Raw genomic sequence first — 15,964 nt, forward strand, 5'->3', positions numbered from 1 at the left:
TTATACTCTTATGAAACCATTGATTGTTCTTTTATTCAGCTTTACGATCTCTTTATTGATCATCAAAATCACAAACAGGACATATGATTTTAAATTATCGGGTAGAATTGCGATGTCCATAATGCTCGTGTTTACAGCAATTGGTCATTTTGCATTTACCAAAGGTATGTCCATGATGATACCCAAGTTTATTCCCTACAAAGAAACCTTTGTTCACTTAACCGGAATATTTGAGATTATACTAGCGATAGGTCTTCTTGTTCCCCGTGTTAAGCATATATCTGGTTGGGCCCTTATTATTTTTCTGATACTGATGTTGCCTGCCAATATTGTTGCCGCTTTGAACAAAGTGGACTATCAAAATGCCACATTGGACGGTAATGGGTTATCTTATCTGTGGTTTCGAATTCCTTTACAATTGCTGTTTATTATTTGGACCTATATGAGTACAATTAAAATATAACCTTTTATACCCACCTAAGCCTTCACTACATTGGTGGCCATACCTAATTAAAAACAAAGTATAGGTTTTAAAGCCATATACACGTCTATCTTACTCTTGCTTGGCAATCACCCTTTGAGCATAAGAATAAATGCGATCGAATTGTTCTTCCAGCCCCATATCACTATTATCAAACTCAATGGCATCCTTGGCCTTGGTCAACGGGGAAATACTTCGTGTAGAATCGATACGGTCGCGGTCCTCAACATTTTTAAGTACTTCGGCGTAAGTTACTTCCTCTCCTTTTACCAAAAGCTCCTTGTAACGGCGTGTGGCGCGGGTCTCCGGAGAAGCTGTCATGAACAGCTTTAATTCTGCATTGGGAAAAACAACGGTACCAATGTCACGACCATCCATTACAACTCCTTTATCCTTGCCCATTTCCTGTTGCATTTTCACCAACTTCTCCCGTACTTCCTTAATTGCCGCTATTTGGCTTACAAAACCTGAAACCCGCATTTTTCGGATTTCCTGTTCAACATTAACGTTGTTCAGAAACATATCCGAACGTCCAGTTTCCCTGTTGGGCACAAATTTTAGTTTTACCTCCGATAGTTGGGCAATCAAATCGGCCTGTTTTACCTCTCCTGCTTCGGTGATCAGCCCTTGATTTAAGGCATAAAGGGTCACGGCGCGGTACATGGCACCAGTATCCACATAAATATATTGCAAGCTAGCGGCCAACCTTTTGGCGATGGTGCTTTTTCCTGTAGAGGAATAACCATCTATGGCTATCGTAATTTTTCCCATGCATCAAAAATAGGCAGAAATACATGTACTGTTCCTACCTATTTTAAATTTTCAATTATAGAGTCTTGGCGTTCTTTACTTTTTGTTTGGTGATCGCCAGGTCTATCACTTCGCTCATATCCGTTACGTAGTGAAATGTAAGCCCTTTAAGGTAGTCTTCCTTAATTTCCTCTATATCCTTTTTGTTGTCTGCACAAAGAATAATTTCTTTGATCTTGGCCCTTTTAGCAGCTAAAATCTTCTCTTTTATCCCTCCAACGGGCAACACTTTTCCCCTTAGGGTGATCTCACCTGTCATGGCCAAACTCTTTTTCACCTTGCGCTGTGTAAATAGCGACACCAAAGAAGTTAGCATGGTAATACCGGCACTTGGACCATCTTTAGGGGTGGCACCCTCGGGCACGTGTATATGTACATTGTACTTGTCAAAAACAGTGGGATCAATACCATAAGTCTCCGCGTTCGATTTAATATATTCCATGGCAATGGTTGCGGACTCCTTCATTACTTTACCCAAATTCCCTGTAATGTTCATGACTCCCTTTCCTTTGGAAAGTATGGATTCGATGAACAGAATGTCCCCGCCAACGCTTGTCCAGGCCAACCCTGTGACCACACCGGCAACATCGTTGTTTTCGTACTTATCACGCTCCAATCGTGCTGGGCCCAATATTTTTTCAACGTCCTCGTTGGTCATGGTTATGTTGTACTCTTCTTCCATTGCTATGGATTTTGCGGCAAACCTCACTACTTTGGCTATTTGTTTTTCCAAACTGCGCACTCCGGATTCCCGAGTATAGCCCTCCACTATCTTCTCCAATTGACGCTTTCCGATTTTCAAATCTTTTTTGGAAAGGCCATGTTCCTCCAATTGTTTGGGCAATAAGTGTCTTTTAGCGATCTCCACCTTTTCTTCGATAGTGTAACCTGTAACGTTAATGATCTCCATTCTATCGCGCAATGCAGGCTGAATGGTGGACAAATTATTTGCCGTTGCAATGAACATGACTTTGGACAAGTCATAGCCCATTTCCAAGAAGTTGTCATGGAACTCGCTATTCTGTTCGGGATCCAACACCTCCAACATAGCAGATGAGGGATCACCTTGGTGGCTGCTCGCCAATTTATCTATCTCGTCCAAAATAAACACCGGATTGGATGTCCCTGCCTTCTTCAAACTCTGGATGATCCTACCGGGCATGGCACCGATATAGGTTTTTCGGTGTCCGCGAATTTCCGCTTCATCCCGCAGTCCGCCCAAGGACATGCGTACATATTCTCTACCCAAGGCCTCCGCCACGGATTTACCCAGGGAAGTTTTACCAACACCGGGAGGTCCATACAAACAGAGAATGGGCGATTTCATATCGTTACGAAGTTTTAGAACGGCCAAATATTCAATTATTCGTCGTTTAACGTCTTCCAAACCATAGTGGTCTCTGTCCAAAATTTGCTGGGCACGTTTTAGGTCAAACTTATCTTTGGAGAACTCGTTCCATGGCAAATCCAACATAAGGTCCAAGTAATTACGTTGAATGGAGTACTCCGCCACTTGGGGGTTCATGCGCTGCATTTTGGCCAATTCCTTTTCAAAATGCTCCTTTACTTTTTTGCCCCATTTTTTCTTTTTGGCCTTTTCGGCCATTTCGTCCACTTCTTCCTCGTAAGACAGTCCCCCCAACTCCTCTTGGATGGTCTTCATTTGTTGATGAAGAAAATACTCGCGTTGTTGTTGGTCCATATCGCTACGTACCTTGCTTTGGATATCGTTGCGCAGTTCCAACTTTTGAAGTTCCATGTTCATGTACTTCAATGTCGCCAAGGCCCTTTCCTTAAGGTCGGGAATTTCCAATAGCTGTTGTTTTTCGTTAACAGCAAGATTAAGGTTGGAAGACACAAAATTGATCAAGAAGGAATTACTCTGAATATTTTTAATGGCAAAGGTGGCCTCGCTAGGAATATTTGGGTTGTCCTTAATGATCTTAAAGGCCAGTTCCTTGATAGAGTCGATGATCGCCTCGAATTCCGTGCTCTTTTCGTCCGGCCGTTGCTCCATGGCCTCACTTACTTTCGCCGTGATATATGGTTTTTCGGTTAGAACGGCATCGATTTTAAATCTTTTCTTTCCCTGTATGATCACCGTTGTGTTTCCATCCGGCATTTGAAGCACACGTAAAATTCGGGCCACGGTACCCACGGTATTGATATCCTCAGGACCGGGGTTTTCCACACTTTCGTCCTTTTGGGACACCACACCAATGGTCTTGGAGCCGTTGTTGGCATCTTTGATCAAATTAATGGATTTATCCCTACCAGCGGTAATCGGGATCACCACACCGGGAAACAACACGGTATTTCTAAGAGGCAGTACCGGCAAGGTTTCCGGCAAGCTCTCCCTATTCATTTGTTCTTCGTCCTCAGGGGTAAGCAACGGTATCAATTCCGCATCCTCATCCAATCCCTGTAAATCTATGTTGTCAAATTTGGTAATTTTCATCTCTCCCATATCATCTTTTCGGTCATTTTGTCAGCATCGACAAATAACCCATATTTTTATTCAACACTACAACCTTTGCAAACCGCTCAAAATCAATATTTACAGCTGGTTAAAGGTTTATTATCATCCTTTAAAAGGCAATTCCTGTGCCATTAAAAATCAAATATTAATAAAAAAGTGTAACAATTGGTAAATTGGGTAATCTATAAGACAAACCATTCATTTTTTGAGCCAACAAAATGAACATATTGACACACTGCTCAAATTGTGCATGCAGGGAAAGCAAAATGCACAGCTAGAGATTTACAACCGCTATTACAAAGCAATGTACAACACTGCTTTTAGGATTGTAAAACACTCGGCAGAGGCTGAAGATGTGATGCAGGAATCGTTCCTGAGCGCATTTACCAAACTGCATACGTTTAAAGGGGACGTCACCTTTGGGGCATGGTTAAAGCGGATTGTGATCAATAACAGTATTTATCATTACAAAAAGCAGCAGAAAAAACAGGCTGTGGATCTGGATGATGTAATGTACAAGGTCGAAGATAATGATGGAGTTGCTTCGGATCAAAATGGTTATACGGAACTGAAGGCTCAAAAAGTGATGGAAACCATGAAAAGTTTGAAAGACAATTACAGAGTTTCTTTGACCTTACATTTAATTGAAGGGTACGATTACGAAGAAATCAGTGAAATAATGAACATTAGCTATGCTAATTGTAGAACCACAATTTCCAGGGCCAAACAGAGCCTTAGAAAAAAGTTGACCGTAAATGCTTAGATATGAAGAAGGATAATTTAGATAGTTTGTTCGAAAGACTCCAAGGGGAGTTCGATGTAGCAGAGCCACAAAATGGGCACCAAGAACGGTTTTTGGATAAATTGAACCAAAGCCAGGGCACTATTGCCCTGAACAAAAAAAGACCCTCTTGGTGGAAACATCTTTCCATCGCGGCATCGATCGCCCTTGTAGCGGTTTTGGGATATAAAACGTTTGGTCCAGACCCCAGTATAAAACAGCAAGTTGTAGAAATTGCACCGGAAGTTTCACAGACGGAGTTCTACTTTGCCAATCTTATCGAGGAACAAGTAAAGGAACTACAGGACGAAAAAACTCCCGAAACAGCACAACTAGTGGATGACACCATGACACAGCTGGAACGATTGGACAAAGACTATAAATCCCTACAGCAGGACCTGATCAACGGTGGCGACAGTAAAATTATACTTAGTGCCATGATCACCAATTTCCAAACTAGAATCGACCTTTTAAAAGAAGTTTTGAGCCAAATAGAAAATATTAAAAATTTAAACTCACAAAATGATGAAAGCTTTACCATTTAAATACATTTTTTTCGTCTTGGCTTTGATTCCCCTTGTAGCGGGAGCCCATGTGGACAATGACAAGTTGAACGGCAGGTACACCAAAGAAAAAACGATCAAAAAAGAATACAGCGTAAACCCCGATGCACTGCTCAAGGTAAACAACAGCTACGGGAACCTTAACATAACTTCTTGGAACGAAAACCGGGTTGTAATAGAAGTCCATGTAAAAACCAATGGAAACGACGAAGAAAGGGTAAAAGAACGTTTGGACGAGATTGATATAGAATTTGACAACAGCCCCAGTATGGTTTCCGCCTATACCCGGTTCGGAGACAGAAAAAACAGTTGGGGATGGAGCTGGGGAAAACGCAAAAGTGTTAGCGTGCAGGTAAACTACACCATAAAATTGCCCGTAAAGAACAGTGTTAACCTTAGCAACGACTATGGCAGCATAATCTTGGATAGGATCGATGGCCATGCAAAAATAAGCTGCGACTATGGGAAAATGGATATTGGGGAACTTCGTGGACGAAATAACGAACTAAGGTTCGATTATACCTCTAAATCTACCTTTGATTATATCAACAGTGCCGAAATTGTTGCAGATTACTCTGGGTTTACCATTGAAAAAGCCGGAAACCTAATCGTAAAGGCAGACTACACGAATGCAACCGTTGAGGAAATGGAAAATTTGGAATATTCCAGCGATTATGGCTCCATTGATGTAAGAAACGTGAAAAACGTGAACGGTAACGGAGACTATATTGGTGTAAAACTGGGCGATGTGCATGGCAATGTATCCATTACCAGCGACTATGGCTCCATCAGAATAGACCGATTGGCACCCGATGCCGGAAATGTGGAAATACGTTCAGATTACACCGGAATCAAAATTGGGTACGATCCCGGATATTATTTCGATTTTGAAATCACGACCGAGTACGCCGGTGTTAGCGGTAAGGATGATTTTGAGATCAACATCAGCAAAGAAAGATCATCAGAAAAGTATTATAGCGGCCACTACGGCAAAGCAAACTCAGGAAACAGAGTGAGCATAAACAGTGAATACGGCGGCGTCTCATTTTATCAAAATTAAAATCAAATCAAAACAGCTTTAAACACAGAATCATGAAAAAACTAATAACACTGACACTTGCATTGGGCATTATTTCTTCTGCCAGTGCACAATGGGGAAAAAGAATCAAAGGAAATGGCAACGTGGTTACCATAGAACGTTCCGTAGGCGATTACGACGAGGTGGCCATGGCCGGATGGTTCGATGTGGAATTGGTTTCCGGAAACGAAGGCGAATTAACCCTCAAGGGGGAATCCAACCTTTTGGAATACATCAAGACGGAAGTTAAAAACGGTAAATTGGTGATCAAAGTGGCCAAAGGTGTCAACCTGAGGCCCTCCAATTGGAAGAGTGGCATTTACGTTACCGTTCCTGTGGAATCCATTAATGCCGTTAGTCTTTCTGGATCGGGAGATTTAGTAGGAAAAACTACCATAAGAGCCAATAACTTCAGTGCTGCCATGTCAGGGTCCGGCGATGTAAGCCTTGTGGTAGAAGCCGATGAAGTGGATGCTTCCTTATCCGGATCCGGAGATATAAACCTTTCTGGCAGTACAACGGACTTTACGGTTTCCGTATCGGGGTCTGGAGACATAAAAGCCTACGACCTTGAGGCCGATTTTGTAAGAGCGACTGTTTCCGGTTCTGCGGACATACGGGTAACCGCCAACCAATCCATAGACGCCAGAGTATCAGGTTCCGGAGACATCCATTATCGCGGAAATCCAAAAAAGATAAAATCAAAAGCTTCTGGGTCCGGAGACATTACCAAAGGATAATACCGAGTTTATTTCATCAATCAAAGAATAAAGAGGTCCTAATAATATTAGGACCTCTTTATATTCTCAAATTCGATGCTTCTTACTATATTGAGAACGTATTTGGTTTTAAATGAATCATTTATCGAACGCCCCAAATTTTATGAAAATGAAAAATACTTATAAGGTAATCGCCTACAAGAATCCATTTTTTATAATTCAAACACTCCAGGTCTTGTTTGTATCCGGTTTACTCCTGAATTCATTACGATATTCAGATAATTTGGTCATCAGTATCATTTTGGTATCGGTTGCCCTGCTGGGTGTTTTTTATGTCTTCCATAATGCAACTTCCAAGATTTATATATTTGACAAACATATTTTGATTGGATCTATTCTTCACAAAAAGAAAATCAACATTGAGGATGTTACGGCCGTCCATATTTGTCGTCGTAGATTGTACACCACAGATTATTTGAACAAGTCGCTGGCCACAAGTTTAAACTGGATACACTTGTCTACAAAAAATACTCGAAAAGGAGCAATTTTTCAATATAACGAACCTTTGTATGATGCACTAAAATCCATAGTATCCAAATCCCAATACGCCTGACTAAGCTATTTTGTTTTTTTGCCCACTCTTAAAAGTAATATTATCCCAACCAAAAAGAACAAGCCCAAAAATATGGTGCTATTTCGCATGCTTCCCGTAAGCTGTGCCACAATACCATACATTAAGGTTCCGATTATAATACCAATTTTTTCGGAGACATCGTAAAAACTAAAAAACGATGTGGTATCCGTGGTCTCCGGCAAAAATTTGGAGTATGTGGAACGGGAAAGTGCTTGAATCCCGCCCATCACCACACCGACCAATCCGGCAGCAATGTAAAAATCCATCGGGGTCTGAAGAAAATATGCATACACGCATAACATCGCCCAAATAATATTGATCACTACGAGAGTTCTAATATTTCCAAAAGCCTTTGATGCCCATGCTGTTACCGTTGCCCCAAGTATGGCTACAATTTGAATAAGCAAAATACTTACAATTAGGCCTGTTGTACGTTCATTGTCCGAACCCCACAAAATTTCTTCTTCTCCAAAATAAGTGGCGATCAACATAATGGTCTGCACAGCCATACTATACACAAAGAATGCTCCCAAATAGCGTTTTAAACGCCTATTTTTTCCCAATTGATGCCAAACCAGCTTTAACTCCTTAAAACCATTTAATATAATGTGATCTCGTTTTCCCTCTCTTTTATAACCTTTGGGCAGGTGGGCAAATGTGTACTGACTAAAGAGTATCCACCAAATACCAACCGAAATGAAGGAATATTTCATAGCCTTTATTTCAGCGATTTCCCCTCCGTTGTCGGTAATTCCAAAAAAATCCGGTTTCATTACCATGGCAAGATTAAAAACAAGAAGAATTACACTGCCAATATATCCCAGTGAGAATCCTTTTGCACTGATTCTATCTTGTTGTTCGGGATATGCAATATCCGGCAGGTAGGAATTGTTGATGGCAAAACTGACCCAAAAACCGACAAGTCCGAAGAAATAACAAGCCAGGCCAAAATAAATGTGCTCCAAAGAAAACCAGTACAGTCCAATACAAGAGGCCGCACCCAAATAGCAGAAGAATTTGAGAAATATTTTTTTGTTCCCCAAATAATCGGCTACCCCGGAAATGAGCGGGGTAATTATGGCAATAAAAACAAAGGCTAAAGAAGTAACATAACTGATCAAGGGTGCACGAGCTATTTCTCCACCAAAAATTGTGACCGTTTCTATGCCGGCAGTCCTAAACAGCAGACCGTAAAAAAGTGGAAAAATGGCCGAGGAAATTACCAGGCTGTAAACTGAATTCGCCCAATCGTAAAACGCCCAAGCATTCAACAGTTTTTTACTTCCTTTCAGTGCCAATGTTTGCGCCATACTTCTGTTTTAAAAATAAAAAGTCATTCCCATGCATCTTGGAATGACTTTTTTAAACTCTTCAATTGATAAATGCCCATTATTTAAACGAGGTGACCCCAAATTTTCTTGCCTCTTGTTTAGCGGCCGGGGCCCATGCCGTCAAATTATTGATCCTGGTGTCGTTGGATGGGTGCGTACTTAAAAACTCGGGGGGCGCCTGACCTCCGGATGCTTCTTTCATACGTTTCCAAAGTTGGGCGGCCTCATCGGGATTATATCCTGCAATGGCCATGATCTGAAGTCCAATTCTATCTGCTTCGGTCTCATGGTTTCGGCTAAAGGGCAACATGCCCAGCACATTGCTGCCAACACCATAAGCTTGCATAAAAGCATTTTGTACCTCTGGCGATTTTTTACTGGTTGCAATTGCCGCGCCCATGGCACCGACTTGCTGCAAGGTACCGGCGCTCATTCTTTGGGCACCATGATCGGCCAGTGCATGTGCTACTTCGTGCCCCATTACCACAGCTATGCCGGTTTCATTTTTGGTAATGGGCAAAATTCCCGTATAAAAAACAATTTTACCGCCCGGCATACACCACGCGTTCACGGTTTCGTCCTCTACCAAGTTATATTCCCATTGGTAATCCTTTAAATACCCAGGGTAACCATTGGCATTGAGCCAACGTTCCGCTGCCGATGCTATACGCTGACCGACCCTTGTGATCATTTCTGCCTCCGAGGTACCCTTTACCACTTTGTTCGACCCCAAAAATTCATCATACTGGGCAAAAGCCATGGGGAACATTTGGCTATTACTATAAAAGTTGAGTGTGCTCTTTCCTGTAAACGGGTTGGTTTTACAAGCCATCACTATCAACAGTATCAGAATTAATAGAAAAATCTTTTTCATTTGATCGATCTTGTTTTCTCTGTAAATTACAAAATTTTATTTTCCAAAAATATGAAGCTCCGTGAAATCCTTGCTTACTTCAATAGTGTTGTTCCCATTGAGTTTGATTTCGTCCAGTCCAACTTCCTCATTATCCAGTTCCACACTGTCTATTTCAAAGGGCAATCCGTGGAACGTCATTACAAAGTTATGGTATGGCGTAATATAATTACCATCCTTAAACTGTTGTATGATCAATTCGTTCTCCTTGCCCGTGAATTTAAATCGTCTTAAACTGTATCGGCCCTTTTTGTAATCGTAGCCTTCTTGATGGTCTTCGTATACTTCGGAATTTTCCGTTCCCGATTTAAAATAAACATCTATGGCCAATTTTTCTATCTCCTTTTCCCCCACATATTGTTGAACAGGATATTTGGGTATCATGGCCCCTTCTTTTACAAAAAGTGGTATACGGTCTAGTTCTGCGGAAACCCAACGCTCCACTCCTCCTTCGACCATCTCATCCGTCCAATAATTATACCAGTTCCCTTTAGGGAAATACATTCGTCTTCCCAAAGAGTTCGGTTCTTGTACGGGGCACACCAACAATTGTTTACCAAAAATAAACTCATCGGTCCGGAAGTGAGTCTGCACATCGTCTTGATCATAAAAAACCAAGGATTGAAGCATGGGAAAACCTTCCTTGATATAATTATAGAACATCGTATATAGGTATGGTAATAATTGATACCTAAGTTCAATAAACTCTCTCACAATATCGGTGATTTCATCTCCGAAGGACCAAGGTTCTTGATCGCCGTGATCGCCGCTGGAGTGTACCCTGCAAAATGGGTGGAAAACGGCTAGCTGGATCCATCGGGCAAATAGTTCCCCATTAGGTTGCTCCGCAAATCCACCAATATCGGAACCAACAAAGGAATACCCGCTCATGCTCATGCGTTGCATTTGCACATTGGCAATCCATAAATGTTCCCAAGTGGCCACATTATCGCCGGTCCATGTAGCGCAATATCTCTGGGTTCCGGAATAAGCGGCGCGGGTAAGAACAAACGGTCTGCGGGGGAACATATATTTTTTTATTCCTTCGTAAGTAGCGCGAACCATTTGCATACCGTAGACATTATGGGCCTTTCTGTGGCTGCAAGGATGACCATCATAATCATGACGTACGTCCAAATTTGCCGTTTTGCTGGGGACCTCCATGATCGCGGGTTCGTTCATATCGTTCCAAACTCCGCTTACTCCTAGGTCCGCAATCATTTCTTTATAAAGGTCGGCCCACCATTCCCTAACATCCGGATGGGTAAAATCGGGGAAATTACAGGGACCGGGCCATACTTTTCCCTTAAATAGCGGACCATCTGCCCTGCGACAAAAATATCCCTTCTCCATAGCTTGTTGATACACCCAATAATCGCGATCTATCTTGATCCCGGGGTCGATCATGGTCACCACCTTAAAACCATCTTCACCTAAATCATCGATCATTTTTTTAGGGTCGGGAAAGTGGTTTTTGTCCCATGTAAAACATCTAAAACCATCCATATAATCGATATCCAGATAAATGGCATCACAAGGAATGTTCAATTTTCGAAAGTTGGATGCGATATCCCGGACCTTTTGTTCGGGATAATAGCTCCATTTCGATTGATGAAACCCCAATGCCCAAAGTGGGGGCAGTTCTGGCAATCCGGTTAAATCGGTATAGGATTCCACTACATCGCACATTTTAGGACCATAGAAAAAGTAATAGTTCATTTCACCACCATCGGCCCAATAGCTTGTTACATTTCTGCGTTCGCCAGCGAAATCGAAATAAGTACTAAAAGAGTTATCAAAAAATATTCCGTAGGCTTTACTTTCTTTAAGACCAATGTAAAAAGGAATGGATTTGTACAGTGGTTCTTGGTCCTTTCCGTAGGCATAGGTATCCGTAACCCAGTTGTTCACCCGTTTTCCCTTAAGGTTGGTGTGCGATGCCTTATCCCCCATTCCGTAATAACTTTCACCTGCATGGCAAACTTTGCTCATTTTTACCACATTGCCGCCATAATCGAAATTTTCTTCCCAATGAAAACCGAGTTCATCCTCCGAGATCACCAGATCGGCCATATCAACGATTTTTACCTTTAGGTTGGTCTTGTTGATATGTATCTTGATTTTGGATGTAATTACGATATACTCCGGCACCTCGTCCTGGATTTTAAGCTCATTATATCCAAGGTTGACATCTTCGCTAATGGCATAGGAAAAATCGGGCTCAAAAACATGCTCCGTTGCATACCTGAAGCGCACCACGCTATCCCTTAAAATGGTAAGCTGTAAAATAACGCCGTTCTGGGTAGTAAAGTAAAACTTATCGTTTTCCTGTTTAAAATCTACTATATGGTTGGGGAACTGATTTCCAGTCCTTACTATTTCTGTATTGGTTATCATCTATAATTGATTGAGAATCACAAAAAAAACACAATTGCGTGAATAATGAAAAATATGTTTTAAAAAGCAATCAACTACAACGTTTTCGTGTTGCATTTACTTATAGACCACGACACTTAAGGGTGGTAAGGTAGCCAAAACGGATTGTTGTTGACCGTTCCAAGGGGTTTTGGTTGGTTTCATTGTTTTTTTGCCCATACCACTACCAGAGTATTTTGTATCGTCGCTGTTAAAAACTTGTTTTAAGGTAGTGGTCTTGGGAACGCCAAGTCTATAATTTTCTCTTGGAACCGGTGTAAAGTTGCAAATTACGATTAGGTCATCCTTAGGGTCGTTTCCTTTTCTAATATAAGATATTACCGTGTTCTCCCGATCATTGTATTCGATCCATTGGAAACCTTCGGGACTAAACTGTTTTTCGTACAGCGCTGGATTATTTTTGTACATTTTGTTCAGGTCTTTTACCGCTTCTTGGATTCCAGAATGAAAATCGTACTGGGTCAAATGCCAGTCCAAGCTCTCCTGAAAGTTCCACTCGGACGATTGGCCAAACTCTCCTCCCATAAAAAGCAGGTTGCCGCCTGGGTGCGTAAACATATACCCAAACAACATTCTTAGATTGGCAAATTTCTGCCATTCGTCGCCGGGCATCCTATACAACAATGATTGTTTGCCATACACTACCTCATCGTGTGAAAAGGGCAACATAAAGTTTTCCGTAAAGGCATAGGTTAGGCTAAAACTGATCATATTCAGATCATAAGATCTATGGACCGGGTCTTTCTTAAAAAACTCCAATGTATCGTGCATCCACCCCATCATCCACTTCATTCCGAACCCTAGACCACCATAATTTACCGGTTTGGTAACTCCAGAAAAGGCAGTGGATTCTTCGGCAATGGTCTGTACTCCTTTAAAACTTGCGTAAACCTCTTGGTTCATTTCCCTTAAAAAGGACAACGCTTCCAAATTCTCATTGTTGCCGTACATATTGGGCTCCCATTCACCATCTTCGCGGGAATAGTCCAAATAGAGCATGGATGCCACGGCATCTACCCGAAGTGCATCCACATGGTATTGCTCGAGCCAAAATATCGCATTACTGATCAAAAAGGCCCTAACCTCGTTCCGACCGTAGTTGAAAATTAAACTTTTCCAATCCGGATGGTAGCCTCTTCTCCTATCTGGGTGCTCATAGAGATGGGATCCGTCAAAAAAACCAAGGCCGTGGGCGTCTTCTGGAAAATGGGATGGCACCCAATCCATGATAACACCTATACCTCTCTTATGCATCGCCTCCACAAGAACTTTAAAATCCTCTGGCTTGCCAAAACGGGAAGTTGGGGCAAAATAACCTGTAATTTGATACCCCCAAGACGGATCATATGGATATTCCATAACCGGCATAAACTCCACATGGGTAAAGCCCATTTCCTCGACATAATCGGCCAGTTGCTCCGCCATTTCCAAATAGCTCAGGGACTCCCAACCATTTTTTTTCTTCCAAGAACCAAGATGTACCTCATAAACCGAGAACGGACTATCGAGACTATTCTTGGTTTCGCGCGATGCCATCCAGTCGTTATCTTTCCATTTATAATCATCGTCCCAGACCAACGAGGCCGTTTGTGGCGGTTGCTCGCAATACCGGGCAAATGGATCGGCTTTTTCGGTCCAAATGTCGTTGTTGTTGGAGTGAATCTTATACTTGTACTTGGTCCCCTTGTCCACCCCGGGTATAAATCCTTCCCAAATTCCACTACTGTCCCATCGCACAAAAAGTTCATGCTCACCAACGGTCCAATGATTAAAATCACCAACAATGCTCACGGATTTTGCAGTGGGTGCCCAAACCGCAAAATAAGTTCCCTTTTTGCCGTCTACCTCGGTCAGGTGCGACCCTAACTTGTTGTATAGACGAAAATGTTTGCCTCCTTTAAAAAGATCAATATCAAAATCCGTAAAAAAACTATGTGGAACTACCTTGGACATATATGAGGGTTTTGCACTTATACAATAATACGCATCTTTACGGAAGAATACGATTTTGAAATCGGGTATGATGGTATAAACAACATTTTTTTAAAAATGGAACGCTTTTTGATTTTATTGCAACAACAGTAAAAACATAACACAAATCAAAAATCCAAAAATCATGAATAAATTTAGTACAATTTTAGGCGCATTTCTTTTACTATTCTTTGCCGCTTGTGAAGGACCACAAGGACCTCCCGGCTTCGACGGACTCGATGGATTGGACGGACAAGATGGGTTGGACGGAATCCAAGGGCAGGTTGTGGAAGTAGAAGGCGTTGACTTTGGTTATATCCCAGAAGACAACCTTTTTAGCACATTGATCACATTTGCCGACGTGACCAATTTTGAAGTTTTTGAATCGGACGCCGTTTTGGTTTACAGGCATGATGGTGTAATTGACCTAAACGATGGCTCTACAGCAGATGCATGGACACAAATCCCACAAAACTATTTCTTAGATCAAGGCACCATTCAGTATGTGTTTGCCCACACCTTTGTGGATCTGGAACTTTTTATAGATGGGAATTTCGATTTATCAGGATTGAGTACCGACTTTACGGACAACCAATTGTTCAGAATTGTGTTTGTACCGAGCGAATATGCCGAAGCTTCTGATTTTGATGCTTCCAATATGGAAAGCGTTATGTCTGCCCTCAATATCAACGAAGAACAGATTACGAAAATGGATATCAACTAGATCATAATTACTACAGAATAAAGAGTCCCATTGGCAATCCATGGGACTTTTTTGTATCTTTTTGTTAGGACAGCCAGTTATTTACGTCCAACTAAATAAAAAGAAGAATGGGAAAAAAATTGCTATTGCTCGTTTTGATCGTATTCACCAGTTGCAAGGGTACATCTCAAGAAGAGAAAAAAGAAGAAAAATCCGAAACCGCTTTTAAAGTCAGTAAAACGGATGCCGAATGGCGCAACGAACTTACCGACATCGAATATTACGTACTTAGAAAAGCGGCAACAGAAAACCCTTTTTCCAGTGAACTACTGGACATAAAGGCAGAAGGCACCTACGTCTGTGCCGGTTGCCAAACACCCCTATTTCGGAGCGAGCACAAATTTGATTCCGGTACTGGTTGGCCCAGCTTTGATCGAGAAATCGAAGGTAATGTTGCTTACGACACAGATTATAAAATTGGAGTGCCCCGTACCGAGGAACATTGCGCCGTTTGTGGAGGGCACCTAGGCCATGTGTTCAACGATGGCCCTAGGAACACGACCGGAAAAAGACATTGTATTAACGGTGCGGCCCTTGATTTTATCCCGGACAACCAATAACTTGTGGATTTAAAAATCATATGGACAAAAAATACAGTGTAAACAAGACCGAAGAGGAGTGGAAACAACAACTTACCCCTGAGGAATTCTATGTTTTGCGACAAAAAGGCACGGAAAGACCTTTCACGGGTGAATTCGACCTTCATTTTGAAAATGGGGACTATCACTGCAGGGCATGTAAGGCCAAGTTGTTCACGAGCGAACACAAATTTGAAAGTGGATGCGGTTGGCCCTCCTTTGACCAAGCGGTTGAAGGCGCCATTGAATACATCCGGGATACATCGCATGGCATGATCAGAACCGAGACCGTTTGCGCCAATTGCGGTAGCCATCTGGGACATGTTTTTAACGATGGCCCTCGAGAAACCACCGGGCAACGGTACTGCATCAATTCGGTAAGCATTGATTTTGATGCAAAAGGCTAAAGTTTTCACCAATACTATTT

The 15,964-nt window shown here is 42.0% G+C and carries 15 protein-coding genes; 9 read left to right on the top strand and 6 right to left on the bottom strand.

The genetic code is table 11. The annotated features are described in order from the left end of the window. Window positions 1-10: 10 nt before the first annotated feature. A complete protein-coding gene (locus tag AB9K32_RS07145; protein WP_252080066.1) occupies window positions 11-463 on the top strand; it encodes a DoxX family protein in 453 nt (150 codons plus the stop codon). 90 nt (window positions 464-553) lie between these two features. Here AB9K32_RS07145 and cmk read toward each other — a convergent pair whose 3' ends face one another. Together cmk and lon are read right to left on the bottom strand one after the other, a co-directional pair. Next, entirely contained in the window at window positions 554-1,252 is a 699-nt protein-coding gene (cmk, locus tag AB9K32_RS07150) for a (d)CMP kinase (protein WP_338195845.1), read from the bottom strand. A 55-nt stretch (window positions 1,253-1,307) separates the two neighbouring features. Next, window positions 1,308-3,758, bottom strand: coding sequence for an endopeptidase La (lon, locus tag AB9K32_RS07155; RefSeq protein WP_224836513.1), 2,451 nt, complete (start codon window positions 3,756-3,758; stop codon window positions 1,308-1,310). Between the two features lie 217 nt (window positions 3,759-3,975). Here lon and AB9K32_RS07160 point away from each other — a divergent pair, with 217 nt between their 5' ends. The 5 genes from AB9K32_RS07160 to AB9K32_RS07180 all read left to right on the top strand — a co-directional run bounded on the left by AB9K32_RS07160 (window position 3,976) and on the right by AB9K32_RS07180 (window position 7,524). After that, window positions 3,976-4,533 carry an RNA polymerase sigma factor gene (locus AB9K32_RS07160; protein WP_224836512.1) on the top strand — a complete coding sequence of 186 codons (558 nt, stop codon included), beginning with the start codon at window positions 3,976-3,978 and terminating at the stop codon, window positions 4,531-4,533. A gap of 2 nt (window positions 4,534-4,535) precedes the next feature. After that, window positions 4,536-5,096 (top strand): DUF3379 domain-containing protein, encoded by a 561-nt coding sequence (locus AB9K32_RS07165; protein ID WP_224836511.1) that lies wholly within the window; start codon window positions 4,536-4,538, stop codon window positions 5,094-5,096. Beyond that, the gene (locus tag AB9K32_RS07170; RefSeq protein WP_252081254.1) at window positions 5,077-6,174 is read left to right on the top strand and encodes a hypothetical protein; all 1,098 of its coding nucleotides are present in this window, start codon (window positions 5,077-5,079) and stop codon (window positions 6,172-6,174) included. The genes AB9K32_RS07165 and AB9K32_RS07170 overlap by 20 nt, the downstream gene beginning before the upstream one ends. A 32-nt stretch (window positions 6,175-6,206) precedes the next feature. Next, window positions 6,207-6,932: a head GIN domain-containing protein gene (locus AB9K32_RS07175; RefSeq protein WP_252080069.1), complete on the top strand. Its 726-nt coding sequence runs from the start codon at window positions 6,207-6,209 to the stop codon at window positions 6,930-6,932. A gap of 148 nt (window positions 6,933-7,080) precedes the next feature. Next, the gene (locus AB9K32_RS07180) at window positions 7,081-7,524 is read left to right on the top strand and encodes a hypothetical protein (protein ID WP_252080070.1); all 444 of its coding nucleotides are present in this window, start codon (window positions 7,081-7,083) and stop codon (window positions 7,522-7,524) included. 5 nt (window positions 7,525-7,529) lie between these two features. Here AB9K32_RS07180 and AB9K32_RS07185 read toward each other — a convergent pair whose 3' ends face one another. From AB9K32_RS07185 to glgB, 4 genes are all read right to left on the bottom strand, one after another. Next, entirely contained in the window at window positions 7,530-8,855 is a 1,326-nt protein-coding gene (locus AB9K32_RS07185) for an MFS transporter (RefSeq protein ID WP_369884783.1), read from the bottom strand. Window positions 8,856-8,934: 79 nt separating this feature from the next. Continuing rightward, on the bottom strand, window positions 8,935-9,750 hold the full coding sequence (locus AB9K32_RS07190; protein ID WP_224836507.1) for a M48 family metallopeptidase: 816 nt from the start codon (window positions 9,748-9,750) through the stop codon (window positions 8,935-8,937). Between the two features lie 36 nt (window positions 9,751-9,786). Continuing rightward, window positions 9,787-12,186, bottom strand: coding sequence for a glycoside hydrolase family 31 protein (locus AB9K32_RS07195; protein ID WP_252080073.1), 2,400 nt, complete (start codon window positions 12,184-12,186; stop codon window positions 9,787-9,789). 96 nt (window positions 12,187-12,282) lie between these two features. Continuing rightward, window positions 12,283-14,178: a 1,4-alpha-glucan branching protein GlgB gene (gene glgB, locus AB9K32_RS07200; protein ID WP_369884784.1), complete on the bottom strand. Its 1,896-nt coding sequence runs from the start codon at window positions 14,176-14,178 to the stop codon at window positions 12,283-12,285. 163 nt (window positions 14,179-14,341) lie between these two features. Here glgB and AB9K32_RS07205 point away from each other — a divergent pair, with 163 nt between their 5' ends. The 3 genes from AB9K32_RS07205 (at window position 14,342) to msrB (AB9K32_RS07215) (ending at window position 15,944) form a co-directional block, all read left to right on the top strand. Beyond that, window positions 14,342-14,920, top strand: coding sequence for a collagen-like protein (locus tag AB9K32_RS07205; protein ID WP_224836504.1), 579 nt, complete (start codon window positions 14,342-14,344; stop codon window positions 14,918-14,920). 107 nt (window positions 14,921-15,027) lie between these two features. Continuing rightward, complete coding sequence (gene msrB / locus AB9K32_RS07210; protein ID WP_369884785.1) at window positions 15,028-15,519, top strand: peptide-methionine (R)-S-oxide reductase MsrB; 492 nt, start codon at window positions 15,028-15,030, stop codon at window positions 15,517-15,519. A 20-nt stretch (window positions 15,520-15,539) separates the two neighbouring features. Beyond that, a complete protein-coding gene (gene msrB / locus AB9K32_RS07215; protein ID WP_224836502.1) occupies window positions 15,540-15,944 on the top strand; it encodes a peptide-methionine (R)-S-oxide reductase MsrB in 405 nt (134 codons plus the stop codon). Window positions 15,945-15,964 lie beyond the last annotated feature (20 nt).

The sequence above is a fragment of the Allomuricauda sp. XS_ASV26 genome (assembly GCF_041224615.1).
In the GTDB taxonomy this organism is placed as follows: Bacteria; Bacteroidota; Bacteroidia; order Flavobacteriales; family Flavobacteriaceae; genus Flagellimonas; species Flagellimonas alginolytica.

What these genes read in the sequence shown, in the direction of transcription:
- AB9K32_RS07145 (WP_252080066.1), top strand. Translation starts at nt 11, where the DNA reads ATGAAACCATTGATTGTTCTTTTATTCAGCTTTACGATCTCTTTATTG.
- cmk (WP_338195845.1), bottom strand. Translation starts at nt 1,252, where the DNA reads ATGGGAAAAATTACGATAGCCATAGATGGTTATTCCTCTACAGGAAAA.
- lon (WP_224836513.1), bottom strand. Translation starts at nt 3,758, where the DNA reads ATGGGAGAGATGAAAATTACCAAATTTGACAACATAGATTTACAGGGA.
- AB9K32_RS07165 (WP_224836511.1), top strand. Translation starts at nt 4,536, where the DNA reads ATGAAGAAGGATAATTTAGATAGTTTGTTCGAAAGACTCCAAGGGGAG.
- AB9K32_RS07170 (WP_252081254.1), top strand. Translation starts at nt 5,077, where the DNA reads ATGAAAGCTTTACCATTTAAATACATTTTTTTCGTCTTGGCTTTGATT.
- AB9K32_RS07175 (WP_252080069.1), top strand. Translation starts at nt 6,207, where the DNA reads ATGAAAAAACTAATAACACTGACACTTGCATTGGGCATTATTTCTTCT.
- AB9K32_RS07180 (WP_252080070.1), top strand. Translation starts at nt 7,081, where the DNA reads ATGAAAAATACTTATAAGGTAATCGCCTACAAGAATCCATTTTTTATA.
- AB9K32_RS07185 (WP_369884783.1), bottom strand. Translation starts at nt 8,855, where the DNA reads ATGGCGCAAACATTGGCACTGAAAGGAAGTAAAAAACTGTTGAATGCT.
- AB9K32_RS07190 (WP_224836507.1), bottom strand. Translation starts at nt 9,750, where the DNA reads ATGAAAAAGATTTTTCTATTAATTCTGATACTGTTGATAGTGATGGCT.
- AB9K32_RS07195 (WP_252080073.1), bottom strand. Translation starts at nt 12,186, where the DNA reads ATGATAACCAATACAGAAATAGTAAGGACTGGAAATCAGTTCCCCAAC.
- glgB (WP_369884784.1), bottom strand. Translation starts at nt 14,178, where the DNA reads ATGTCCAAGGTAGTTCCACATAGTTTTTTTACGGATTTTGATATTGAT.
- AB9K32_RS07205 (WP_224836504.1), top strand. Translation starts at nt 14,342, where the DNA reads ATGAATAAATTTAGTACAATTTTAGGCGCATTTCTTTTACTATTCTTT.
- msrB (WP_369884785.1), top strand. Translation starts at nt 15,028, where the DNA reads ATGGGAAAAAAATTGCTATTGCTCGTTTTGATCGTATTCACCAGTTGC.
- msrB (WP_224836502.1), top strand. Translation starts at nt 15,540, where the DNA reads ATGGACAAAAAATACAGTGTAAACAAGACCGAAGAGGAGTGGAAACAA.